19 protein-coding genes are annotated in these 23,600 nt (G+C 42.3%); 14 read left to right on the top strand and 5 right to left on the bottom strand.

All coding sequences use genetic code 11. The features are described from left to right. The first annotated feature begins 34 nt into the window (after positions 1–34). The 10 genes from V6259_RS09010 (at position 35) to V6259_RS08965 (ending at position 12,514) form a co-directional block, all read left to right on the top strand. The gene (locus V6259_RS09010) at positions 35–619 is read left to right on the top strand and encodes a TetR/AcrR family transcriptional regulator (protein WP_341584268.1); all 585 of its coding nucleotides are present in this window, start codon (positions 35–37) and stop codon (positions 617–619) included. Between the two features lie 307 nt (positions 620–926). Then, complete coding sequence (locus V6259_RS09005) at positions 927–2,504, top strand: cytochrome ubiquinol oxidase subunit I (RefSeq protein ID WP_133010625.1); 1,578 nt, start codon at positions 927–929, stop codon at positions 2,502–2,504. Between the two features lies 1 nt (position 2,505). Beyond that, complete coding sequence (gene cydB, locus V6259_RS09000) at positions 2,506–3,642, top strand: cytochrome d ubiquinol oxidase subunit II (protein ID WP_133010420.1); 1,137 nt, start codon at positions 2,506–2,508, stop codon at positions 3,640–3,642. A 55-nt stretch (positions 3,643–3,697) separates the two neighbouring features. Next, positions 3,698–3,808: a cytochrome bd-I oxidase subunit CydX gene (gene cydX, locus V6259_RS08995; RefSeq protein ID WP_133010421.1), complete on the top strand. Its 111-nt coding sequence runs from the start codon at positions 3,698–3,700 to the stop codon at positions 3,806–3,808. 5 nt (positions 3,809–3,813) lie between these two features. Next, positions 3,814–5,574, top strand: a complete 1,761-nt coding sequence (cydD, locus tag V6259_RS08990) for a thiol reductant ABC exporter subunit CydD (RefSeq protein WP_341584267.1) — start codon at positions 3,814–3,816, stop codon at positions 5,572–5,574. Then, the gene (locus V6259_RS08985) at positions 5,546–7,210 is read left to right on the top strand and encodes an amino acid ABC transporter ATP-binding/permease protein (protein ID WP_341584266.1); all 1,665 of its coding nucleotides are present in this window, start codon (positions 5,546–5,548) and stop codon (positions 7,208–7,210) included. The genes cydD and V6259_RS08985 overlap by 29 nt, the downstream gene beginning before the upstream one ends. A gap of 239 nt (positions 7,211–7,449) precedes the next feature. After that, entirely contained in the window at positions 7,450–7,746 is a 297-nt protein-coding gene (locus V6259_RS08980) for a DUF6172 family protein (protein ID WP_341584265.1), read from the top strand. A 2,210-nt stretch (positions 7,747–9,956) separates the two neighbouring features. Continuing rightward, positions 9,957–10,799 carry an LEA type 2 family protein gene (locus tag V6259_RS08975; protein WP_341584264.1) on the top strand — a complete coding sequence of 281 codons (843 nt, stop codon included), beginning with the start codon at positions 9,957–9,959 and terminating at the stop codon, positions 10,797–10,799. Between the two features lie 122 nt (positions 10,800–10,921). Further along, the gene (trxC, locus tag V6259_RS08970; RefSeq protein ID WP_207923175.1) at positions 10,922–11,368 is read left to right on the top strand and encodes a thioredoxin TrxC; all 447 of its coding nucleotides are present in this window, start codon (positions 10,922–10,924) and stop codon (positions 11,366–11,368) included. A 174-nt stretch (positions 11,369–11,542) separates the two neighbouring features. After that, positions 11,543–12,514 (top strand): transposase, encoded by a 972-nt coding sequence (locus V6259_RS08965; RefSeq protein WP_341584263.1) that lies wholly within the window; start codon positions 11,543–11,545, stop codon positions 12,512–12,514. A gap of 285 nt (positions 12,515–12,799) precedes the next feature. Here V6259_RS08965 and V6259_RS08960 read toward each other — a convergent pair whose 3' ends face one another. Continuing rightward, complete coding sequence (locus tag V6259_RS08960; RefSeq protein ID WP_341584262.1) at positions 12,800–13,540, bottom strand: spermidine synthase; 741 nt, start codon at positions 13,538–13,540, stop codon at positions 12,800–12,802. A gap of 315 nt (positions 13,541–13,855) precedes the next feature. Between V6259_RS08960 and V6259_RS08955 the strand changes: the two genes are divergently transcribed. Together V6259_RS08955 and V6259_RS08950 are read left to right on the top strand one after the other, a co-directional pair. Further along, entirely contained in the window at positions 13,856–15,370 is a 1,515-nt protein-coding gene (locus tag V6259_RS08955; RefSeq protein WP_341584261.1) for an FAD-dependent oxidoreductase, read from the top strand. 35 nt (positions 15,371–15,405) lie between these two features. After that, positions 15,406–15,789 carry a nuclear transport factor 2 family protein gene (locus V6259_RS08950; protein ID WP_341584260.1) on the top strand — a complete coding sequence of 128 codons (384 nt, stop codon included), beginning with the start codon at positions 15,406–15,408 and terminating at the stop codon, positions 15,787–15,789. A gap of 113 nt (positions 15,790–15,902) precedes the next feature. On the opposite strand, the gene V6259_RS08945 is transcribed toward V6259_RS08950, so the two are convergent. The 4 genes from V6259_RS08945 to rnt form a co-directional block, all read right to left on the bottom strand. After that, on the bottom strand, positions 15,903–16,166 hold the full coding sequence (locus V6259_RS08945; RefSeq protein WP_133010429.1) for a YdcH family protein: 264 nt from the start codon (positions 16,164–16,166) through the stop codon (positions 15,903–15,905). A 297-nt stretch (positions 16,167–16,463) separates the two neighbouring features. Next, the gene (locus V6259_RS08940; protein ID WP_341584259.1) at positions 16,464–19,742 is read right to left on the bottom strand and encodes a DUF748 domain-containing protein; all 3,279 of its coding nucleotides are present in this window, start codon (positions 19,740–19,742) and stop codon (positions 16,464–16,466) included. 19 nt (positions 19,743–19,761) lie between these two features. Next, positions 19,762–20,166 (bottom strand): YbaN family protein, encoded by a 405-nt coding sequence (locus tag V6259_RS08935; RefSeq protein ID WP_341584258.1) that lies wholly within the window; start codon positions 20,164–20,166, stop codon positions 19,762–19,764. Positions 20,167–20,348: 182 nt separating this feature from the next. Continuing rightward, entirely contained in the window at positions 20,349–21,017 is a 669-nt protein-coding gene (gene rnt, locus V6259_RS08930; protein ID WP_133010432.1) for a ribonuclease T, read from the bottom strand. Positions 21,018–21,111: 94 nt separating this feature from the next. On the opposite strand from rnt, the gene V6259_RS08925 reads away from it, so the two are divergent. Beyond that, complete coding sequence (locus V6259_RS08925) at positions 21,112–21,999, top strand: OmpA family protein (RefSeq protein WP_133010433.1); 888 nt, start codon at positions 21,112–21,114, stop codon at positions 21,997–21,999. 193 nt (positions 22,000–22,192) lie between these two features. Next, positions 22,193–23,422, top strand: a complete 1,230-nt coding sequence (locus tag V6259_RS08920; protein WP_341584257.1) for an argininosuccinate synthase — start codon at positions 22,193–22,195, stop codon at positions 23,420–23,422. The last annotated feature ends 178 nt before the right edge of the window (positions 23,423–23,600 follow it).

Below are 23,600 nucleotides of genomic sequence, written 5' to 3'. Positions count from 1 at the left end.
ATCGTTCAAAGATCTAAATGTTGGAAGTCAAAAAATGAGAAAAAATGCCAAGTTTGACCGTGATCAGGTTGTTGATAAAGCCACGAATTTGTATTGGGAAAAAGGCTTTCATGCGACATCAATGCGTAACTTACAAGATGTGATTGATATGCGACCGGGTAGTATTTACGCAACATTTGGCAGTAAAGAAGGTTTATTCAAAGAAGCTTTAATGCGATATACACAACAGGGCGTGACAGCTTTGCACTTATGTCGTAATGAAACTCAATCGCCGCTTGAAGCGCTTAAACGGTTTGTGAAAGAAATTGTTATTGATACGCAAACGGATGCCCCTAATGGCATGTGTATGTTGGCAAAAACGGTGGCGGAATTAACGGATAGCAATAGAGACTTATTAGAAGAAGCAAAGCGTTCGCTCAAAATATTAGAAACAGAATTTGAAAAACTGATTATAGAGGCTCAAGAGCACGGTGAAGTGGCGAAAGATAAAGTCGCAGGGCAGCTCGCTCGTCATCTTCAAATACAAATCTCGGGCTTACGAATTTATGCAAAAACCTATGGAGATGAGGCGCCACTCGATCAGTTGGTTGAAGATATTTTTACCCATTATCCATTTTAGCGATATTTTTTTGCTTCGAATATCAACCGTATATCAACTAGAGCAGACTTTTTAGAACTTATGAAACAACTATTTGACAATTTACCCTAGTGGTTTGATCTAAATCTATAAAATCGTTACCAGAGTAACTCTGTCGCTTTCTCTCTCTTTATCTTGATCTAACGCAATGTTTCAGTCTGCAACCTCACTCATAATTCATGCTTATAGTTAGCTCCAGGGGCTGGAGCGGCGGCGGACGTAAAACAACAAGAGCATTTAAGTGCCTGTGAACGTCTTTTCTGAATCAAGTGAATGGGTTGAAGTCATTATGATCAATGAAACGGTAGTGGACTTATCGAGGTTCCAGTTTGCTCTAACTGCTCTGTACCACTTTTTGTTTATTCCTTTAACACTCGGGTTGTCTTTTATACTTGCAATTATGGAGTCGGTTTACGTTATTACCGGCAAGCAAGTTTATAAAGACATGGTGAAATTTTGGGGTAAGTTATTTGGTATTAACTTTGCCTTGGGTGTATCGACAGGTCTTACCATGGAATTCCAGTTTGGTACGAACTGGGCGTATTTCTCGCATTATGTGGGCGATATCTTTGGTGCGCCATTGGCGATCGAAGGTTTAATGGCCTTCTTCTTAGAATCTACCTTAGTCGGTTTGTTCTTCTTCGGTTGGGAGCGTCTGAGTAAAGTCAAGCATTTGGCGGTTACTTGGTTGGTAGCTTTCGCGTCTAACATGTCGGCGTTATGGATTTTGATTGCCAACGGATGGATGCAAAACCCAGTAGGTTCTCAGTTCAACTACGAAACCATGCGTATGGAGTTGGTGGACTTTAGTGCTTTGTTATTTAACCCAGTGGCTCAGGTGAAATTCGTTCATACTGTGTCAGCGGGTTACTGTACTGGCGCTATGTTCGTATTGGCTATCTCAAGTTACTACCTACTTAAAGGTCGTGATTTGCCATTTGCTCGTCGTTCTTTTGCGATTGCTTCTGCTTTCGGATTAGCCGCGACAATGAGTGTTATTGTGCTAGGCGACGCTTCTGGTTATGAAATAGGGGATGTTCAAAAAGTTAAATTGGCTGCCATCGAGGCAGAATGGGACACACAAAAAGCGCCTGCTGATTTTACTTTGATCGGTTTCCCGAATCAGAAAATAGAAAAAACGGAATACGCGATTAAAATCCCAGGTGCTCTTGGCTTGATTGCAACCCGCTCCTTAGATGAAAAAGTAGAAGGCATCAAGGATCTTAAAGCGCAAAATCGTCAACGTATTATTAACGGTATCTACGCAAACCAGCTACTCAAAAAGTTACGTGATGGTTCAACTGATCCTCAAGTGAAAGCCAACTTTGAAAAAGTGAAGGGTGATTTGGGCTACGGCTTATTAGTTAAAGCCTTCACTAATGACATGGACCACGTGACGGCGAAACAACTTGATCAAGCGGTGAATTACAGTATTCCTAATGTGGCTCCGATCTTTTGGTCATTCCGTGTAATGGTCGGTATGGGCTGCTTAATGTTACTTATCTTTGCCGTTGCTTTTTACCAAAACGCGCGCCGTCGCATTGGTCAAAATCGCTGGTTCCTAAAGGTTATCCTGTTTAGTTTGCCAGTACCTTGGATTGCCTGTGAAGCAGGTTGGATTGTGGCTGAATACGGTCGTCAACCCTGGGCGATTGGTGAAATATTGCCCGTTAACTTGGCTGTATCTGGGCTAACCGCAACAGATCTTTGGATCACTATTATTGGTATTATACTTCTGTATACCGCTTTCTTAATCGCAGAAATGTACCTGATGATTCGCTTCTCCAAACAAGGTCCTTCTAGTTTGCACACCGGTCGTTATGCGCTTGAAAACGAAACGGATCAGATAAAATCTCAGGAGATTTAAAATGGATTATGATGTATTAAAATTAGTTTGGTGGGCTTTAATCGGTGTTCTACTAATAGGCTTTGCTATCACTGATGGTTTTGATATGGGTGTCGGTAGTTTGGTCAATATTATCACTCGTGATGATAGTGAACGCCGTGTCATGATCAACTCCATGGCGCCTCATTGGGATGGTAACCAAGTATGGTTTATCACCGCAGGCGGTGCTTTATTCGCGGCTTGGCCTATCGTCTATGCGACGTCTTTTTCTGGCTTTTATTTAGCCATGATTCTGACATTAGCAGCCATGTGGTTTCGTCCAATTGGTTTCGATTATCGTTCTAAAATAGATTCACCTCGCTGGAAAAGAAACTGGGATTTATGCATTGGTTTTGGTTCTATTGTTCCACCTATTATTTTTGGTGTGGCATTTGGCAACATACTCCAAGGTGTTCCGTTTCAGTTCGATGAGTATTTACGTGTAGATTACACTGGGTCTTTCTTTGCTTTGCTAAACCCATACGCCATTCTTTGTGGGTTAGTTAGCTTGATGATGATTGTTACTCAAGGTGGTTCTTGGTTGCAGATGAAGACAGAAGGCGATTTGCTACTTCGTGTTCGTAAAGCGACGACCATCAGTGCGATTCTAGGTGCGGTGTTATTTGTTCTTGCCGGTGTTTGGTTGGCTTATGGCATTCAAGGGTATGTTATTACCAGCGCCATTGATGGCAATCAAGTGTTGACGCCGCTAATGAAAACCGTCGTTATGCAGCCGGGTGCTTGGTTAGCTAATTACAGTAAGGTGCCGTTATTAATGCTTGCTCCTGTCATTGGTGTACTGGGCTTGTTGGTGGCGGCTTTTGCTAGTCGTATCAATAAAGGTGGCTTAGCGTTCCTAGGTTCCTCATTAGCGATTGCAGGTATTATTGTGACAGCCGGTGGGTCTATGTTCCCATTCCTAATGCCATCGTCTACTTTTCCAAGCATGAGTTTGACTATGTGGGATGCGACTTCTAGCCAGCATACATTGCAGATCATGTTTATTGCAGCGTGTATCTTCGTACCGATTATCTTGTGCTACACAGCGTGGTGTTACTACGTAATGTTTGGCCGTATCAGCAAAGAACATATCGAGAACAACGCACATTCTCTTTATTAAGCTAATTTATTAAGGATGAGGCGCTTTATTAGCGCCTCACGAAGGAGATATTTCTATGTGGTATTTTGCTTGGAGTTTGGGTGTTTTACTGGCCTGCTCATTCGGTATTGTGAATGCAATATGGTTAGAGTTTAGCGGTTACGAAGGCGAAGAGGAGCAAAAGTAAGCGTTATGCCTAAACAAGAGAAAGCGCCAAAACAGCCTCGTCAGGGTCGAGTAAAATCCCCCGAGTTACTTTTTCTTAATGAATGGGCAAGTCGACAATCTAAACGTTATCGTCTTGTTCAATTACTCGGTATTGTTTTTACAGTGTCTTTGGTTGTTCAGGCTTGGTCTCTTGCTAATGTTTTTTCAGACATGGTAATTGAAGGGGCTTTCTCTGTTTCGGTTTTGCTTATTGCTCTATCCGCACTGCTTATTCGCGCGCTGGCCAGTTTTGGCCGCGAGCGATTAAGCGCCAGTGCTAGTCGTAGTATTCGTTATTCATTACGCAAAAAAATACTCTCGCATTTGACTCACCTTGGGCCTTCGCGCTTAAGAATTGATGAAGATGCCGCTTTGTCTACGCGTGTTTACGAACAAGTGGACGCGCTAGACGATTATTTTAGCCGCTATAAACCACAGCTGTTTATGGTGTCGCTTATTCCCTGCGTTATCTTGTTAGCCGTGTTGCCTGTATCCTTTATTGCTTTTGGCGTATTCATGATTACAGCACCCTTGGTGATTGTATTTATGATCTTTGTTGGTCATAAAGCCGCCCAAGCTAACCGTCGTCAGTTTCGTGTGTTGGCGATGTTATCGAACCAGTTTATGGATTTAAACCAAGGCCTTGCTGAATTAAAGCGTCTTGGTCGTACCGGACAAGCCAAACAACGCTTGTCGGACAGTGCCAGTGCTTACCAAAGAACCACCATGGGTGTGTTGCGCTTAGCCTTTTTATCAACTGCGACATTGGAATTGTTTGCGTCACTTTCTATCGCCATGATCGCTTTATATCTAGGGCTGGGGTTATTAGAACAGTTGCCTTGGGATAAAGGGCTTTCTCCTGTTACTTTAACGCAAGCCTTCTTCCTTTTATTATTGGCGCCAGAGTTTTATTTACCGCTTCGTCAGTTAGGCAATGATTATCATGCAAAACAAAAAGCGGAAGCGGCCGCGACGGATTTAATCGAAATTTTCGATACGCCTTTGCATACAACAGCGCAAGCAAAATCAAACACAGAGACTTCTCATTTGTCTGTTGTCAAAACGCACTCCACATCGTTACTTACTTTTCTCAAATTAAGTTGGCAAGAAGGCGGCCGTTCTCGGTTAGCGCCGATCACCAACCATATTAGTGAAGGTGAACGTATTTGGCTGAGTGGTGAATCGGGCGTGGGGAAGTCGAGTTTATTACACTTGCTATTGGGTTTCGAAGAAGGCTACCAAGGGGAGTGTTTTGTTTACGATGACGCATTTTCAGAGCTTGATTTAGCTGCATGGCGTGCCCGATTAGCTTGGTTGCCACAAACGCCAGAATGGATAAATGGCAGTATCCGCCAAAACTTACTATTGGGTATCGAAACACCAACCGAACAAGCATTACAAGAAGCGTTAGTGAAAAGTCAGTGTGATGACTTTGTGAATGCCTTGCCTGAGGGCATTGAAACCAAATTAACAGAGTTAGGTACTGGGCTTTCTGGTGGGCAAATGCAGCGTTTGTCGATTGCTCGTGCCTTACTATCAAAGGCCGATGTATGGCTCTTGGATGAGCCTTGTTCTGGGCTTGATGAAGACACTGCCAGCGCGGTGCTAAACACATTAGATAGAGCATCAAAAGGCAAAACACTATTAGTTGTTAGTCACGACACACACCCTATTAAATGGGCGGACAGACATTGGAATTTAACTCACGGAGCTTTACATGAGCAAAGTATCGAAGCTATCGCTTAGACGTCTTTTATTAGCGAATCCGTGGGGCTTTGCCGTACCTTTGTTTTTAGGGGTGATGGCGAGTATTGCAGGTGTTGCTTTATTGGGAATTTCAGGTTGGTTTTTATCTGCTGCGGGTCTTGCTGGGGTGCTCGGCACTGTTCAAGCCTTTAACTATTTTACACCGGGTGCCTTGGTTCGTTTGATGGCAATTCTACGTACAGCAGGGCGGTACGGCGAACAGGTTATGGCCCATGAACATCTTTTGGGCTTATTAAGAACATTGCGATTGTGGGTATGGGATCAACGCGTCGCGAAAGATGCGGCTAACCTACATCAACAAAGCCGTGGTGATTTATTACAACGTTTAGTCAGCGATTTAGATCAAATTATTCGTTGGCCTTTGGTGGTTATGCTGCCGTGGATCTATGCATTATTGGCGTACGCGAGTGTGTTTATTGTTGCCTACCTTGTTTCTCCACAACTGCTTTGGCCTATGGCAATTGCTGCGACATTGCATTTGATCGTTGTGCCATTTATATGTGGTCGTTACGCGAGTCATAGCGTCCATATTGGACAAATTTTAGGAACCCACCGTCGCGGTCGTTTCGTTAGCCTATTTTCAGCACTAATAACCTTAACCATTCGTGGCCATTGGCAAGCGTATTCAGAGCGTTTGGGCCAATTAGACGAACGTCAGAAAAAAGCCGAAGTTAAAATGCAGCAATCGATCAGCTTTGGTCGTTTGGCATCGTATACGATTACCGTAGGATTACTCCTAAGCTACTTTTATTTTCTCACAGACTATCAAAGCAACACGGGAACATTAGCCTTAAAAACAGGTGTTCACGGAACTTGGTTTGTTGCCTTGATTCTTTGTGTTTTGGCAGTTAATGAGCTGGTTTTACCTTTGGCCCAATCCTTTGTCGCACAAGGGCAATCACAAGTAGGTATCCGCCGCTTAAATCAATTGCAGTCTACCGAGAAGTCTGTATCCGCCACTGAACAACACGCTTTAGCGGCAATCGAAAGTATAGAATTGAAACAGTTTCGTGGGTATCACGCTTCTTCAGGGTTAGGCAATAAGCCTATCTCTATGACGCTGACATCAAACGAGTGCGTTTGGCTACGGGGCAATAGCGGTTGTGGTAAATCGACCTTATTGGCATCACTTGCTGGAGACTGTCTAAATGAAGGGCAAGCGCTTATTAATGGACAATTAATTGATCTGTACGATAACAGTGCCTTTCAGGAAAAAATCAGCTATTTACCACAAGCGTCTTATGTTTTTCAGCAAACATTAGCGGCTAATTTACGCCTCGGCGCGGAAGAGGCAAAGGATGACGTCTTGTGGAAAGTGCTGGATGCCGTCGCGCTAGGTGACTGGGCCCGAACTTTACCTAACGGATTAAACACCTTACTTGGCGCTCAAGGTCGTGATTTATCCGGAGGACAACGCAAGCGTTTAGTGCTCGCGAGATTATTACTAAGAAACACCGAAGTACTATTGCTAGACGAACCCTTCGATGGCCTAGACAGCGACAGCATTAAACAAATTTGCCACTCGCTTCAACATGAATACAAACCAGACATACTCGTACTCGCGAGTCATATCTCCAGCCCCCTCAGTGACAACGCCAGAGTCATCCAACTGTAACCATCCTGTTCTTTTTATTAGGACAGGCATGTTTAAATATGCGCACTTACTGTCAGCTTGTATTTAACTAGGACAGGCATGTTTAAAACCTTGCATTTACTGGTAGTTATTTCGTTAGTATGGTCAAAAAGAGTTTTCATAGAGGGCTGGAGATTGCTGGATAACAGTGAACCCGTTATCATGTGCAGCTATAGTAGGGTGGTTGTTATGCTGCCTTAGTTAACATTTTTAGGATTCTAATGAAAAAGACGTTTGCTTTATCCCACCCGAAGATCTCTTACCAGCGTTTAATTGAGACGGCTAAGCACGATGTAAAAAAATACATCAAGCAAGAGCGCGCTAAAGCCTTACCAGAAGGTGTTGATTTTTGGGGATTTAGTTGCAAGTTTGGCCAAACCGAAGACAAAGCAAGAGCGATTCACGAAGGTGATATTAATACGAATATTAGCTCTGCACAGAGCCAGCATTGGAAATCTTTTTACCTTGAAATTGTTGCAGTGCCAAAGACTCGTACGAAACGTCCAGACGAAGAATAATTCTATTTCAGATAAATAAATTGAGTTTGTTCTAATGGATGAACGAATATTTATACAGAAGAGCCGATAATCATTATGTGATTATCGGCTTTTTTGGGCCAATATAGATGAAAAGATGGTCGTTTTTAATAGAAAATATGAAGTATCTGGAATGGGCGTAGGATGAGTTAAGATTTTTCTTACTGCATCCTTGCAGCGATAGGTTCTTCATGAAAGATAGACAGAGCCTCCGTCCTGGAGGCTTAAGCAAATCCTTTGCTCTCTGTCTAGCTTCAACTTTAGACCCGCTTTTTCATTCACGCAAATTTCAAAGTGTAACAATATGTTGTTTATGTTTTTATCGCAGGCTTTACCAAGACAGGCACGTTAACATTAGGCAGGACAGGCATGTTAAGGCGTTCTAGGTAATTAACATTAGGCAGGACAGGCACGTTAAGGCGTTCTAGGTAATTAAATGAGTTTGTTCTAATAGGTGAGCGAATACTCATACAGAAGAGCCGATAATCATTATGTGACTATCTGTTTTTTATCAATAAAAACGAAAATATGACCGATATGAATAGGGAAAGATGAAGTATCTTGAATAGGATGAGTTAAGATTATTCTTACTGCATCCTTGCAGCGCTAGGTTCTTCATGAAAGATAGACAGAGCCTCCGTCCTGAAGGCTTAAGCAAATCCTTTGCTCTCTGTCTAGATTTAACTCTAGACCCGCTTTTTCGGTTACGCAAATTTCAAAGTGTAACAATATGTTTATTATATTTTCAGCGCAGGCTTTTCTAGGACAGGCATGCTAAAGCGTTCTAGGTAATTAAGTGAGTTTGTTCTAATAGGTGAGCGAATATTTATACAGAAGAGCCGGTAATCATGATGTGTTTATCGGCTTTTTTGGGCCAATATAGACGAAAAGATAGTCTTTTTTAATAGAAAACATTAGGTATCTGGAATGAGCGTAGGATGAGTTAAAATTCTTCTTACCAGCATCCTTGCCGTGCTGGGTTCTTCATGAAAGATAGACAGAGCCTCCGTCCTGAAGGCTTAAGCAAATCCTTTGCTCTCTGTCTAGATATAACTCTAGACCCGCTTTTTTGATTACGCAAATTTCAAAGTGTAACAATATGTTTATTATATTTTCAGCGCAGGCTTTACTAGGACAGGCATGCTAAAGCGTTCTAGGTAATTAAGTGAGTTTGTTCTAATAGGTGAGCGAATATTTATACAGAAGAGCCGGTAATCATGATGTGTTTATCGGCTTTTTTGGGCCAATATAGACGAAAAGATAGTCTTTTTTAATAGAAAATATTAGGTATCTGGAATGAGCGTAGGATGAGTTAAGATTCTTCTTACTGTGACCTTGCCGTGCTGAGGTTCTTCATGAAAGATAGACAGAGCCTCCGTCCTGGAGGCTTAAGCAAATCCTTTGCTCTCTGTCTAGATTTAACTCTAGACTCGCTTTCTCGGTTACGCAAATTTCAAAGTGTAATAATATGTTTCTTATGTTTTATCGCAGGCTTTACTAAGGCAAGCATGCTAAAACGTTCTGGGTAACATTAAGCAGGACTGGCATGCTAAAGCGTTCTAGGTAATTAAGTGAGTTTGTTCTAATAGGTGAGCGAATACCTATACAGAAGAGCCGATAATCATGATGTGATTATCGGCTTTTTTGGGCCAATATAGATGAAAAGATGGTCGTTTTTAATAGAAAATATGAAGTATCTGGAATGGGGCTAGAGCGAGTTAAAATTCTTCTTACTAGCACCCTTGCCGTGCTGGGTTCTTCATGAAAGATAGACAGAGCCTCCGTCCTGGAGGCTTAAGCAAATCCTTTGCTCTCTGTCTAGGTTTAACTCTAGACTCGCTTTCTCGGTTATGCAAATTTCAAAGTGTAACAATATGTTTATTATATTTTTATCACAGGCTTTACTAGGAAAGGCATGTTTAGCATTAAACAGGACAGGCATACTAAAGCGTTCTGGGTGATTAAATGAGTTCGTTTTAAAACATTAAGCAGGAAAGGCACGTTATCAAGTAGCCAATTGCCAATGTTGTTCGTTTGTTTGTTTCGTTTTGCTATTTAAGGCGCGAAAACTTTTCAGACGCACTATTATTTAACAGGACAGGCATGCTAAAACGTTTGTTATATCTAAGGATGTGTCCCTGAAGCTTGAAAAATACTTGCGCCATAGTCGGCTATTCAATGAGAGGTAGTTTATGTTTTTTCGATTGGTTTGTGTGATTGCTGTGTTGTTTTTATCGGGCTGTTCATCTTTGCAGAAAACGCTTGATGTTCATAAGCCTACCGCCTCAGTGACGGGAGTGTCGATTGGTAGTTTATCGACAGATTCAGTGACCTTGTTGTTGGATGTTGATGTGAAAAATCCTAATGTATTTCCATTAAAAACGGCGGGCTTTGATCTTGGGTTGTTGGTGAATGGCAATAATATTGCAAAAGTAAATCAACCAGACTCGAGTTTGTCTCTGCCTGCAAAAGGCAGCAACAGTGTGCGCTTGCCTGTGACCTTAACATTTGATCAATTGCTAAAAAGTGTCAGTGGGTTGAAAGGTCAGAAACAGCTAGATTATGCGGTTGAAGGTGATGTTGCTATTAATTTACCTGTATTGGGCGACTTAAAAATGCCGGTTGAATTTGCTGGGCAATTACCGATACCTCAAAAGCCAGAAGTGGCCTTTAAAGGAGTTAATATGGATTCTATTGGATTGAGTGGCGCTAAATTTAGTGTTGATTTAGAGGTAACCAATCCGAATGATTTTGATGTGAACTTAAGCGACATTAGCTACCAATTAGCATCAAAAGGCACCTCTCTTGGTGGTGGAGAAATTGGCAAACTTGACTTAGGTAAAGGAAAGACACAGTCGTTATCTATCCCACTGACCGTTGGTTTTAGTGATCTGGGTATGAGCTCTTATCGTCTGTTGACCGGCTCTGATCCTGTTAGTGTCGACATTAGTGTGGCGGCAAATGTTGATACGGATATTGCAGGCTGGAAGCCTAGTCCGCTTAAGTTTGAAACTCAGCAAATGTTAAAGCGCTAATGATACTTTTTTCATGATAATTCGTTGTAAAACATGATACTGAACGCCTTTGTTCCAGATTAGGCGTTTGGTATTATTTTAGTGCATGACGAACTTCAAAACACTTTTTTGTGAGATGTAAGATGACTGAATCACCTATTCAAATAATTTGCCCAAGCTGCAATACAAAAAACCGCGTTCCACAATCGAAGCTTAAAGATAAGCCTATTTGTGGGAAGTGCGGACAACCTGTTCTTTCCACAAGCCCTATTGAGGGGAACGGTCATAATTTCAGCCGTTTTGTTACCTACAATGACTTGCCCGTGATTGTAGATTTTTGGGCGTCCTGGTGTGGGCCGTGTAAGCAATTTGCTCCTATCTTTGAATCGCTGGCAGAAGAGATGTCTACTCAGGCGTGCTTTGTTAAATTGGATACTGAAAATAATCAAAGTATCGCTGGTGGCTACAATATTCGTTCGATTCCTACGCTAATGATATTTCATCATGGCAAAGAAATTGCACGCATGTCAGGGGCTTTGCCTAAAGCACAATGCAAGCAATGGATAATGCAAAACTTACCTTCTGTTTAAAGCTGGATTAGGGGGCGAATTAGCAGGACAGAATTAGCAGGACACGCACCTTTAAGGAATTAGCAGGACAGGCACCTCTAAGAGGCAGTCATATTGGGGGTTTAGCGTGTTATTGGCGAAAATGAATTATACTGTATATAATTACAGTGTAATTCTTAGTCAAGAGCGTGATTTATGCCTATACCAAGAAGTCAGCAAGTGAGCTTAGAAAGCACACCTTATTATCACTGTGTTTCCCGCTGCGTACGTCGTGCTTTTCTGTGTGGTGAAGATCCTGTCACCGGGAGCAGTTATGAGCATCGACGTGGCTGGATCGAGAAGCGTTTGTTGTTCTTAGTCAGTGTGTTTAGTATTGATATTTGTGCCTATGCGATTATGAGTAATCATCTTCATGTTGTGCTGCATGTTAATTTAGAGAGTACGCAGCAGTGGTCAACGCGAGATGTTTTAGATAAATGGCATAGGTTGCATAAAGGAACATTGTATACGCAACAATATGTTAAAGGAGAAGCCCTGTCGCCTTTTGCATTGAAACTGGTGGAGGCGTCTGCTGAGTCGTATAGACATAGGCTGATGGACATTAGTTGGTTTATGAAAGAGTTAAATGAGCCGATTGCTCGACATGCGAATGCTGAAGACAAATGTACTGGGCATTTTTGGGAAGGGCGTTTTAAGTCTCAAGCATTGTTGGATGAAGCGGCTTTAATTGCCTGTATGGCGTATGTGGATTTAAACCCAATCCGTGCCAAAGTGAGTGATACACCGGAAGCGTCAGATTTTACGAGTATCAAACAGCGTATCGCTTTTCTTAATAAAAATAGCCAGCCAAAATTTCTATCTCCCTTTGTCGGTAACCCTAGAAAAAACATGCCGAATGGACTTCCTTTCCAACTAAAAGACTATTTAGAATTAGTTGATATGACGGGTAGAGTGATAAACAGTAAGAAAAGAGGGGCGATAGATGTTTCGCTTTTACCTATTTTACAACGGTTGAGTATTTCAGCGGATAATTGGTTTTGCATTGCGACGCAATTCGGTAAAAAGACAGAAAATATTGTGGGTCGCGCCCATTCTATCGCTCGTTATTGCGAATCAAAAAATAGGAAAAGACAGTTTAAACGACAAAATACTCTGCTTTTTGCATAACAGAGTGGATAACAAGAAAGTCATATAGCTAATTTAAGCTGTTGATTTCATTCGTCTTAGATTTACTTCTTCTTCCTCAAATCTCTTAATAAACTCATTTTTCTTGTATAAATCTGATAGGTCATCGTTAACCTGGATTTTACACCTTTGAAGAAGTACGATATCTGTTGTTTCGCGATTTTTAATTATGCTTGTCCTGATTGTTTTTAAGAATGCCTGTCCTAGTTATTTTTCTTAAAAAACACGACATAGGGTCGTGTTTTTTATCTTTTGATTGTGTGTCTTTTAGATGTCAGTTTGGGTGTTAGCCTTTACACAAACATAGACTGAGTTGGTTGAGTTTTTGCCTTGAAATGGGTTGTAGAAAGAAACTAGGTGAGAGTTGACGCTTTCAAATACGGTGCTTAGCAAGGCTTCGAAGTTTGCTTCTGGTGGGTTTTGTGACCACATAGCGAAGACGCCGTTGGGCTTTAGTTGTGCAGCCATGCGCGTTAGGTTTTCAGTAGTATAAAAGCCAGCATTGGCTGGGTTCAGGTATTCGGTTGGAGAGTGGTCGATGTCTAATAAAATAGCGTCGAATTTTTTACCCGCACAGTTACGATCAAATCCGTTGCTTGGATCAGTTGCTAAGTCAAAGAAGCTGCCTAAGATGTAGCGGTTACGTTTGTCTGCATTGAGGATTTTACCGAGTGGAACCAATTCTTTTTGGTGCCAACTGATGACAGTATTAAGCGCGTCGACAACCAATAATTCTGAGATTCGTTCGTCCTTTAATGCTGCAACCGCGGTGTAGCCTAAACCTAAGCCACCTACGACGACGCTTAAGTTATCGCCTTTGACTTGCTCTAGTCCCAGTGTCGATAAAGCTTCTTCTGCCTCGACGAACATGCTCGACATAAGAAACTCTTCGCCCAATTTTACTTCATAGATGTCACGGTCGCCAAAAGCAGGAATTTGTCGTCTGCGCAGGGAAATTTCACCTAAAGGGGAATCTTGGCTATCAAGTTCTTCGAACAATGGAGGCATGGCATAGGGTCCTAAAATGATGATTTGACTGGCATTATACTGATTACGTAGAAGGAAAAGTAATTCATTGATACGGACTGAGTGCTTTACCGTATTTAACTAGGTTCTAACGGTGCCTGTCCTGATTAAATTCTAACAGTGCCTGTCCTAGTTAAATTGTAGTTAACGGTGCCTGTCTTAGTTAAATTTCTCTAGTGCCAGTGCAAAACCCCCTCCAGCTCCCCTTTGAAGTAAGGAGGAGAGCAAGGTCAGAATCAGAGCCAAGTGCTAGAGCAAGGGCAAGGTTGTTGTTAGTTTCTGGTTGTGCCTCTGTTCATGCTGGCCTACGATGTGTTGATTGTTGGATGGTTGAAGAAAGTAGTGAATAATTTGCAAGCAGAAGAAGTTTATTGGGCAGTGTGTCCGCATTGTCAGGGGCGGGGTAAGAAGAGCCGTCGATTGCGTAAAAAGGTGCGGTTACAGTATCAAAGTGCCTTGGTGGAATTTGAGCGTAATGGTGGTGAAGAGGTGGCGCCTGAGCGTCCTAAGGGGCATTTGGATGACTGCGTAGATTGTGCTGGGTCAGGTTTGATCCGCGCAATGGATCCCCCTGTTGAAGCGCCAGAAAGCTACCCTCATGTGGCGATTGTCGGTGGTGGCATCGGTGGTGTGGCGTTGGCGGTTGCTTGTTTGCATCGTGGTATTCCTTTTACGCTTTATGAGCGTGATGATGGTTTTGATGCGCGTTCTCAAGGGTATGGTTTGACTCTGCAGCAAGCGAGCAAAGCGATGGAAGGTTTTGGGTTGTTTTCTTTGCAGGAAGGGGTGGTGTCGACTCGGCATTTGGTGCATACCCCAGAAGGTAAGGTCGTTGCAGAGTGGGGGATGCGAAAGTGGTTAGCGTCCGCTGAGCTTGCTGTTAAAGATGACTCGCCAAAACGGACGAATGTCCACATCGCGCGACAGGCGCTGCGTTTGGCTTTGCTGAATCAGTTGGGCGGCGATGAGAGGGTTCATTGGGGGCATCAGTTGGTTGATTTGCAAGAGGGTGACTCTGGTGTGGCGCTGACTTTTCAAGTGGCTGGTGGCGTTAAGCATACACAGGCGGATCTTGTGGTCGGTGCGGATGGCATTCGCAGTTCGGTGCGTAAGTTGTTGATTCCTGAAGGCGCTGCACCGTTGCGTTATTTGGGTTGTATTGTAATTTTAGGCATTTGTCCGCTGCGTGATTTAGGCGGTATTGAGAGCGAGTTGTTGGATTCTGCTACCGTATTTCAAACAGCCAATGGCAATGAGCGTATTTATATTATGCCTTATTCGTCGGACTCTGTGATGTGGCAGCTTAGTTTTCCAATGACGGAAGAGGCGGCGAAAACCTTGAGTGCTCAAGGCGTGCAAGCGTTGAAAGAAGAGGCGTTGCGTAGAGTCCAGTGGCACGCCCCGATTCCACAAATTGTGTCCGCGACAAAAGCGGCGTTAGTGTCGGGTTATCCGGTGTACGATCGTGCTTTGTTAACGCCTGAATGGCTAGCGAACGCAGACAAGGTTACCTTGATCGGCGATGCCGCGCATCCAATGAGTCCTTTTAAAGGGCAAGGGGCAAATCAGGCATTGTTAGATGCTTTGGCTTTGGCTCGCGCAATAACAAAAGGGTGCGGACCTTATACTGATTGGAAAGAGTCAGGCGTCAGAAAAAGCGTGCTAACTGAGTTTGAAACTGAAATGCTGGCTCGCAGTGCGGTGAAGGTAAAAGGCTCCGCTGAAGCCGCTGAGTTCTTGCATTCAGAGACGGTACTTCATGAGGGCAATGAGCCGAGAGGTCGTTGCCTCAGTAGAAAATCGCTTAAGTAGAAAATAAAGACAAAGTAATGAATAGGTGAATATGTATGAGTCAAGATCTAGAAGCGAACAAAGCAAATGCCATAGCATTTTATAAAACCGCTTATTTAGGTGATCCTGAAAAAGCCGTAGCCGCCTATGTTGGGAATGAGTACATCCAGCACAATCCTGTAGTGGGAGACGGTAAACAAGCCTTTATTGATTATTTCTCTGAAATGGCACGGGATTACCCAGAGAAAAGTATTGTGTTTTTACGGACCATAGCAGAAGACGATCTAGTGTCATTGCATACTCGTCAAACGTGGCCCGGCAATGAAGAATACGTCACTATGGATTTCTTTCGGTTTGACGGAAATGGAAAGATCGTAGAGCACTGGGATTCTATTCAGTTAGTGCCTACTGAAAGTAAAAACGACAACACTATGTATTAAATTGTCTATCAATACTGTGAGCGTTTAATAGATCAATGGGTCTGTTCGCTAAATAAAAAGCAATGCGGTTTAAGCATTGCTTTTTATTTGCATGAAAACAGCGATCGTATTGTTTATACGGATTCAGTTTTCTGTTCAGTATTAGCTTTAATATATTCCACTAGTGTGTCTTTAAGTAGTAGACGACGCTTTTTAAACTCTTCTTCTTCAGGTGTGCTGGTAAGGATGATTTCTTTTTCCATCTTTTCAACTTCACTGGTTAGGAAGTTGTACTCATCAGAAAGCTTTTTGAAGTGTGCGTCTGACATTCTAAGCTGATGAATTTCATCTTTTAATTCTGGAAGCTCATTTACTAAGGTATGGTTCTCGATAGGCATGCTTTTCTCCTTATTTATATTCTATTACTAGAGTACTTTACTCGGTCAAATGTTTGCTTGATGTGTATCAAGCTTTGCTTGTCTATTGACGAGTGCCGTCGAATTTTTACAAAACTAACTGTATGTGCTCAATTAAGTTATGGCGTCATAGGGATGAAAAGCAATCAACGAATGATTAGATGCAGAAAATTTAGTTATTTGACGGCAGGTTTTACTGAATGTTGACGGCCTATCAGGGCTTGGGAATGAGTAAACCTACTCGAATGAATGAGCAGGCTTACTCTTATTTCTCTACTGTTAGAAATTAAGGTCAACACGAGGCTGACTTTTTGTTGAAAAATCAAGCTCAGGTGAACAAACAAAAAGACGTGATGAGTTTATATTTTGAGACACTAGGTAGTCTTTTAAATTTTGTGCTCTTTTGTCCGCTAAAGCGTTCGCTGCTTCTCTGGTTTTATCATTGATAGTAGCGGGTGGTTTTTCTAAGCCAAGATCAAGGTAGCTTGCCACACCACATATTTTCAATTCACTTTGTTTTTTATCTTTCATGAGAGCGACAAGTTGTTTTAAGAAAGTACTTTGTTTGTCGTCAATTTTGGTCTCTTTTGGTGGATAAATCAGTGGTTCAACACGTACTTTCAACAGTTGGTCGCCTGCATACCGGGCAATGGTAATGACGTTGGCATAAGGTATAAAGGTCTGCAGCAAGTAGGTGCTCGACGCACTAAACAGGGCTTTTTTAACCGGAATGAAAAGGAAGTCTCCCCAACCAAACGAAGGGCTATCTATGTTTCCTGACAGAGGAATATCCAAATCAATATTATTGTCGCTGTCTTTTAAAGCACTGACTGCAAGATTGAGTGGAATGATGCCGGATTTGATGGCGCTGCTACTTTCGTAGGAGCCGCCTAGGTCAAACTGTTTCAATACTAAGTGAGCGTTACCGTTTATATCTCCTTTGTTAGCATGAAGCTTTAGGTCTAGATTTAATTGCCCTGAGTCAATTTGGTAGCCTAACGCACTGGCGACATAAGGTGAGTAAGGTGGGAGGTCTGCTTGGGACACTTTCAACTCACTTTTCATAGTGAGTTCATCAGCCATTGGCCAGATTTCTACATCACCATTAAGTGTGGTGTATTTGCCATTTTTTACGCCAATGCTAAGGGTGGTGGCTTGCTTAGCGTCTTTTGTATTAAGGTTTCTGAGCGATAGTTTTGTAATGTCTAGCGTGCGTTTTAATGCCGGTTTCACGCCGTTGTCTTCAATGTATACGCTGGATTTTCCCGTTAAATCATAGGCGTTAAGAATAATATAATAAGGTGCTTTGAATGCCGGGGCTTTTGCGGCATTCGGCGTGTTGGCAATAGCATTATCAGCATCTTTTGCCTTTGGTATAGAGGTTTTAGCTGAAGGCGCTGTGGGTGATGTTTGTTTGTTGGCATCGATGAATACAAGGTTCTCAATTTGTCTATCTTTGCCTAAGAATACATTTCCTTTTACATCTTTGGTCATGATGCTTTTTATATTGGCACCATCTTGGTTTGCTTTTACAGTATTAACGTCTATTTCACCAACCGTTGTTAGCGGTGGTAGGCTTTTCTTATCGTTAATGGGAGCAGAAAGAACAAGGTTTTTGATCGATAATTTGCTTAGCTCCGTCGCAAAGAGGTCCCCTTGTTGAGTCATTGATAAATCATGGATGTTTGCACTTTCCCAAGAAGCCGCGCGCTTATTTGGCGTTAATTTACTGTCCATTCCTTGGGTTAAAATATTAATGTCAGTCCCTGCCACTTTAGGAGCTTTGTCGCCATCTAAATCAACATTGATATTTTTTGCTGTAATGTGGGCGTCTGCTAAAGACGATTGTATGGTCCCTTTTTTATCAACATCCAGTTTTTTTATCGCTAAGTCAAATAGTGTGTTCTTGAGCGATATAGTGTCATTATTTTGGATGGCTGAAAGTGAATTTGACCAGGTGAGAGATTGGTAATTCACTTTGTTGTCAGCTTGTTGGGCTGACAAGTTAGTACTGGTTATCGTGCTATCGGCCGATAGTGATACTTGCTTATCGGGTGCTTGCTTGGCCGTTAAATTGTTTAGCTGAACGGATGTGCTGTCATTTTCTAGTATTAAGGAAGTTAGCGCTAATGATAAACCATTTACTGAAAAATCGGTTTTAGGCAGTGTTGCAGATAGCCCAGATTGATCTTTGCTAAACGTTAATGGTAATGAAAGAGACGCACTTTTTAGCGCCGCTTTTTGGTCTTCAGGCAATTGTGCTGCTAACTCGTTTATCTTGATTTGAATGCCGCTTTTAAGCGCAATACTTTGAATGCCGCTTTTAAGCGCAATACTTTGATTGTCGTTACTGAGTGTTGCGAGTAAATCATTCAGTGTTAGCTGAAAGTTACCAAGGCTTGCCGTATTGCCATCTTGCAGTACATTAGCGCCTTTTAGCGTGATGTCTGTTTTATTACTTTTAAGGTCGTTTGCATTGTTTTGATGTTTAATATCGATGGCTGAATAGATGTCTAATGCTTGGTAAGTTGTTTTATTTTGGCCTTGACTAAAAGTACTGTCTTGGCTGGATGCTTGCAGTGTTCCAGTCGCATCCAGTACTTGGTTTGTGTTGTAAGTGGCCGTCACATCGGAAAGCTTCAGAGTGGTATTTTTTGTACCTGCAGACATTGTCTTTTGTAGGGGCAGGTCTAGATTCTCGGCGCCTATATTAAGCGTCGAATTATTTAGAGCAAAGTAGGAAACCTTATCGTTCACCTTCATTGATAGGGCTAGTTTGCCATCAACAGACAACACCCCAGTACCTTGGTTATAAGGCGCCGGCAGAAAATGAGAAAGATCTTCGATGGGTATTCTATTTTTGTTCAAGGTGAGGCTTACGGTAGAAGCATTAGGGGAATAGTCAAACTTACTGACAATATCAAGTTGTGCCGCATTGACGAGTGCATTAATGGATACGGTGCCGTTCCAATTAAGCCCTTTACCATAGAGGTCATCAATGGCGAGAGTGTTAAGCGTTAATGTATCTTGCTGAGGGTTGGCTTGTTCTTTTAGTTGTCGTGATAGCTGAACGGTACTGTTCGTAAAGCGAAATGTTGGAAGTTTTACTGACCAAGGAGTGGAAGTATCGACGACCTGTTCTTGGCTACTTTCTTTTTTAGCGCTGCTATTGTCTGTTGCTTGGTACTGAGATAAGTCAATGCCTGCAATAATCCATGAATTCTCTTTCTGTTTCACATCCAGAGTTAGGCCATCAATTTCTGCGTTGGTGAAATGAATGGTTTTGGTAAACAAAGGAAAGGCTTCTATGCCAATAGACAGTGTATTGAGAGCCAGTGTTTGGTGTTTATTAGAGAGTACATTCAGTTTTTTTAGCGTGACTTTTGGTGGGAAAAAATCAACAGACAGGCTGGATATACTGGCTTCTTCACCTTGTGAAGCAAAGTACTTGACTAAGTAATGTTTGACCACGAAGGGAGTGAGTAACCAAGAGCCCGCAATAACAACAAACAAGGTCATACTTGGGATAATAAGGTAGTTGCGCCAAGGTTTTTTCATGTTATTAGTTGCCTATGTATTAGCTATTTTCTTTGTGTTTTGTAGGGACTTTCTCAGGTTCTGATCGTGTAGGCATACGTAATAAATAAGTACTTACGGCGGCCCCTATCGTTATTAAGCTAATAGTAGCCCAGAATCGTCCAACGATAATCATAGAGATGCCCATCCCCAGCCACATAAAGATTATCGCGCGGTTTCTAGTGCGTTTAGGAATCCCATCAGAAGACTGCCAATCAGTTATGATGGGGCCAAAATATTTGTGACCAATGAGCCATTGGTGAAAACGAACAGAAGACTTAGAGAAACACCAAGCAGCGAGTAATACGAGTGGTGTAGTCGGTAGTAAAGGAAGAAAAATGCCAATAATACCGGTAATGAGCGAGAGCCATCCTAAAATGATGAAAGAAACTCGTTTCCATTGCATATAATCGCCCATGATTTTACGTCACGTTAAAAATCATTCTAACGTTGCTTTGGTTGCTATTGCTAGACGCTTTGCATTTTGCTTACTAGACGTTACAAATAGCTGAATTTTAAAGGTTATCAAGCAGGGGCTTTTGTCCATAAAAGCTCCTGCTCAGATTTTATTGGCATTTAATGGCGGAGTTATTTTCCAGCATTAAAAATGGCCTCCATAGAGTCTTCCATTTCAGGTTCGACAAGCGGCCATCCACCAAGACGTTTCAAGCGATTGACCATTTCACAAAATAATTCGGCGGTTTTTTCCGTGTCATATTTTGCAGAATGCGCTTCAGCGTTATTAAATGGTATAGCGGCCGCTTCACAGGCTTTAGCGAGAACCGTTTGACCAAAAATCAACCCTGCTAAGCTTGCAGTATCAAAGCTTGAAAAAGGATGAAAGGGATTGCGTTTTATATCGGCACGTTCGATAGCCGCATTTAAAAAGCCATGGTCGAATGCGGCGTTGTGTCCCACTAAAATGGCACGTTTACAGCCTACAGACTTAAGTTCTTTACGTACTTTAGTGAAAATTTGGGTGAGTACTTCACCTTCATCAATATGTGCTCTCTCTGGATCAAAAGGGTCTATGCCGGTAAAATCTAAGGCGGCTTTTTCAAGATTCGCTCCCTCGAAAGGTTTAACTAAAAATTCGAGAGTTTCATGGATGAAAAGCTCGCCATTTTCATCCATTCTTAGAATACTTGCTGCGATTTCTAACAATGCATCGGTTTTTTGATTAAAGCCTGCGGTTTCTACGTCGATAACAATCGGTAGGAAGCCTCGGAATCGATCTTTGATTTCATGGTTTGACAAAAGAAGGTCCTTAATTCTGCCATTTACTCAAGAATGACGGGGTAGATAGAATCGGATGATAACACACTTGATAATGCTTGAACGAGATCTCTAAATGGGAATTACCCGACAACTGCTAATTCATACTTTTTTTGCCTTAGGGATTTTATTGCCTGCGAGTCAGGCGAGCGCGTTGATCCATTATCAATCGGATATAACGGATTCAAAATGGCTTTTATCAGGAAATATATTTTCCTGCAGTTTGACGCACCCGGTGCCCAATTATGGGGAAGGCCACTTCATTAAAGAAGCGGGCGAACCGATGAAATTTGTTTTGAAACCAGAAAATGAAAAGTTAGGTCCCGGTCAGGTTTATATCATTTCTCAAGCGGCAAGCTGGTCTCCTGGTGTGAAGCCGGAAACGCTCGATATTCTTCCGTATCCGGGATATGGCTTAACGGTAGAAGTCGGCGGTAGTGTTGCAGAACGAATGTTGTCTAGTTTAGACAGTGGTCGTCAACCAGCGGTTGCTGGAACGGCATGGGAAAATCGTCGAGAAACCGTTGAGGTAAGCTTATCGAACATTAATTTTGCACCTGCTTACAATGAATTTCGTCGTTGCTTAGCTTCTTTATTGCCTGTTAATTACGATCAGATTGCGCGTACAGCGGCTTTATTTCAGTCTGGTCACACGGATCTAACAGAAGGTATCAAGCATCGTTTAGATTTAGTGGCTTTGTATGTTTCTAATGATCCGACGGTTCAGTACATTTATATTGATGGTCACTCAGATAATATTGGTTCACGTCGAGATAACCGAGAGTTGTCTAAAGAACGGGCAGAAAAGGTAACCGCTTATCTTCTACAGAAAGGCGTACCGGTTAATAAAATCATTTCCCGATATCATGGGGATCGCTATCCAGCGGTGAGCAATAATTCAAAGCAAGGTCGAAATCGAAATCGGCGAGTAACGATTCGCCTAGAGAAATTAAAAGATAATTAACGATAAGTTTTTAAAAAATCATCCAGAGCCCCTGTAATCATGTAATTATCCACATGGTCAGGGGCTTTTTGCTTGCTATGAAAGAGTCGAAATCTTAAACTAAGCGCCCCTTTTTTTAATTTATTTGCGCCGCCATGTAATGGTTTCAAAGCATTGGTGTGGGAGCGCGATCTCGTTGAGGAGAATAGAGATAATGTCTGACGTGAAGAAGGTAGTGCTTGCCTATTCTGGCGGCCTGGATACTTCCGTAATCGTGAAGTGGCTTCAAGAAGAGTATAATTGTGAAGTGGTTACCTTTACCGCTGATTTGGGTCAGGGTGAAGAGGTTGAACCAGCTCGCGCGAAAGCTCAAGCGTTGGGTATTAAGGAAATCTACATCGAAGATTTACGCGAAGAGTTTGTTCGTGACTTCGTATTCCCAATGTTCCGTGCTAACACTATTTATGAAGGCGAATACCTATTAGGTACGTCTATTGCTCGTCCTTTGATTGCGAAACGTTTGATCGAGATCGCAAATGAAACCGGTGCTGATGCCATTTCACACGGCGCAACGGGTAAAGGCAACGACCAAGTACGTTTTGAGTTGGGTGCTTACGCGCTGAAACCTGGCGTGAAAGTGATCGCTCCTTGGCGTGAATGGGATTTAACGTCCCGTGAAACCTTAATGGCGTACTGTGCAGAACACAATATTCCTGTTGATTTCTCAACGAAGAAGAAAAAATCTCCTTATTCTATGGATGCAAACTTACTGCACATCTCTTTTGAAGGTGATCAGCTAGAAGATCCGTGGACAGAGCCAGAAGACGACATGTGGCGTTGGTCTGTGTCTCCAGAAGAGGCGCCAAACGAAGCAACTTACATCGAAATTGGCTACGAAAAAGGCGACCCAATTTCCATTAATGGCGAAGTCATGTCACCAGCAACTATCTTGGAAACATTGAACAAGATTGGTGGTGCAAATGGCATTGGCCGTGTAGACATCGTAGAAAACCGTTTTGTTGGTATGAAAGCTCGTGGCTGTTACGAAACACCGGGTGGTTCTATCATGATGAAAGCGCATCGCGCGATTGAATCTATCACTTTGGATCGTGAAGCGATGCATTTGAAAGATGAGATGATGCCGCGTTACGCTAAAATCATCTACAACGGTTTTTGGTGGTCTGAAGAGCGTCGTATGATGCAAGCTATGATCGATGCGTCCCAAACTTACGTAAGCGGTACGGTTCGCCTTAAATTGTACAAAGGCAACATTACCGTTGTTGGCCGTCAGTCTCCAAACAGCTTGTTCGATAGCTCGATTGCGACTTTTGAAGACGATGCAGGTGCTTACGATCAAAAAGACGCAGCGGGTTTCATTAAGTTGAATGCATTGCGTATGCGTATTGCTGCTCAAAAAGGCCGTAGCTTTTTAGACAAAAAGTAATCGCGTCTTAGTATTCTAAAAAACGCCTCATTTTTAATCAGATGAGGCGTTTTTTTTATTTTTTCAAAGAAGTTTTTACGATCGGTCAGGTATTTTTCTATTTGAAAAGACTGAAAAAAATGTTTTGATTGAAGCTTGGGTTTTCATGCTGTCGTTTCTATTTTTCTTCACCCTAAAT

This window comes from Marinomonas sp. TI.3.20, assembly GCF_038155025.1.
Classification (GTDB): Bacteria; Pseudomonadota; Gammaproteobacteria; order Pseudomonadales; family Marinomonadaceae; genus Marinomonas; species Marinomonas flavescens.
This window is presented reverse-complemented; position numbering and strand designations above follow the sequence as displayed.

Bases quoted from the DNA above. Each gene is read 5' to 3' on its own strand.
- V6259_RS09010 (WP_341584268.1), top strand. From the start codon at position 35: ATGAGAAAAAATGCCAAGTTTGACCGTGATCAGGTTGTTGATAAAGCC.
- V6259_RS09005 (WP_133010625.1), top strand. From the start codon at position 927: ATGATCAATGAAACGGTAGTGGACTTATCGAGGTTCCAGTTTGCTCTA.
- cydB (WP_133010420.1), top strand. From the start codon at position 2,506: ATGGATTATGATGTATTAAAATTAGTTTGGTGGGCTTTAATCGGTGTT.
- cydX (WP_133010421.1), top strand. From the start codon at position 3,698: ATGTGGTATTTTGCTTGGAGTTTGGGTGTTTTACTGGCCTGCTCATTC.
- cydD (WP_341584267.1), top strand. From the start codon at position 3,814: ATGCCTAAACAAGAGAAAGCGCCAAAACAGCCTCGTCAGGGTCGAGTA.
- V6259_RS08985 (WP_341584266.1), top strand. From the start codon at position 5,546: ATGAGCAAAGTATCGAAGCTATCGCTTAGACGTCTTTTATTAGCGAAT.
- V6259_RS08980 (WP_341584265.1), top strand. From the start codon at position 7,450: ATGAAAAAGACGTTTGCTTTATCCCACCCGAAGATCTCTTACCAGCGT.
- V6259_RS08975 (WP_341584264.1), top strand. From the start codon at position 9,957: ATGTTTTTTCGATTGGTTTGTGTGATTGCTGTGTTGTTTTTATCGGGC.
- trxC (WP_207923175.1), top strand. From the start codon at position 10,922: ATGACTGAATCACCTATTCAAATAATTTGCCCAAGCTGCAATACAAAA.
- V6259_RS08965 (WP_341584263.1), top strand. From the start codon at position 11,543: ATGCCTATACCAAGAAGTCAGCAAGTGAGCTTAGAAAGCACACCTTAT.
- V6259_RS08960 (WP_341584262.1), bottom strand. From the start codon at position 13,540: ATGCCTCCATTGTTCGAAGAACTTGATAGCCAAGATTCCCCTTTAGGT.
- V6259_RS08955 (WP_341584261.1), top strand. From the start codon at position 13,856: ATGCTGGCCTACGATGTGTTGATTGTTGGATGGTTGAAGAAAGTAGTG.
- V6259_RS08950 (WP_341584260.1), top strand. From the start codon at position 15,406: ATGAGTCAAGATCTAGAAGCGAACAAAGCAAATGCCATAGCATTTTAT.
- V6259_RS08945 (WP_133010429.1), bottom strand. From the start codon at position 16,166: ATGCCTATCGAGAACCATACCTTAGTAAATGAGCTTCCAGAATTAAAA.
- V6259_RS08940 (WP_341584259.1), bottom strand. From the start codon at position 19,742: ATGAAAAAACCTTGGCGCAACTACCTTATTATCCCAAGTATGACCTTG.
- V6259_RS08935 (WP_341584258.1), bottom strand. From the start codon at position 20,166: ATGCAATGGAAACGAGTTTCTTTCATCATTTTAGGATGGCTCTCGCTC.
- V6259_RS08925 (WP_133010433.1), top strand. From the start codon at position 21,112: ATGGGAATTACCCGACAACTGCTAATTCATACTTTTTTTGCCTTAGGG.
- V6259_RS08920 (WP_341584257.1), top strand. From the start codon at position 22,193: ATGTCTGACGTGAAGAAGGTAGTGCTTGCCTATTCTGGCGGCCTGGAT.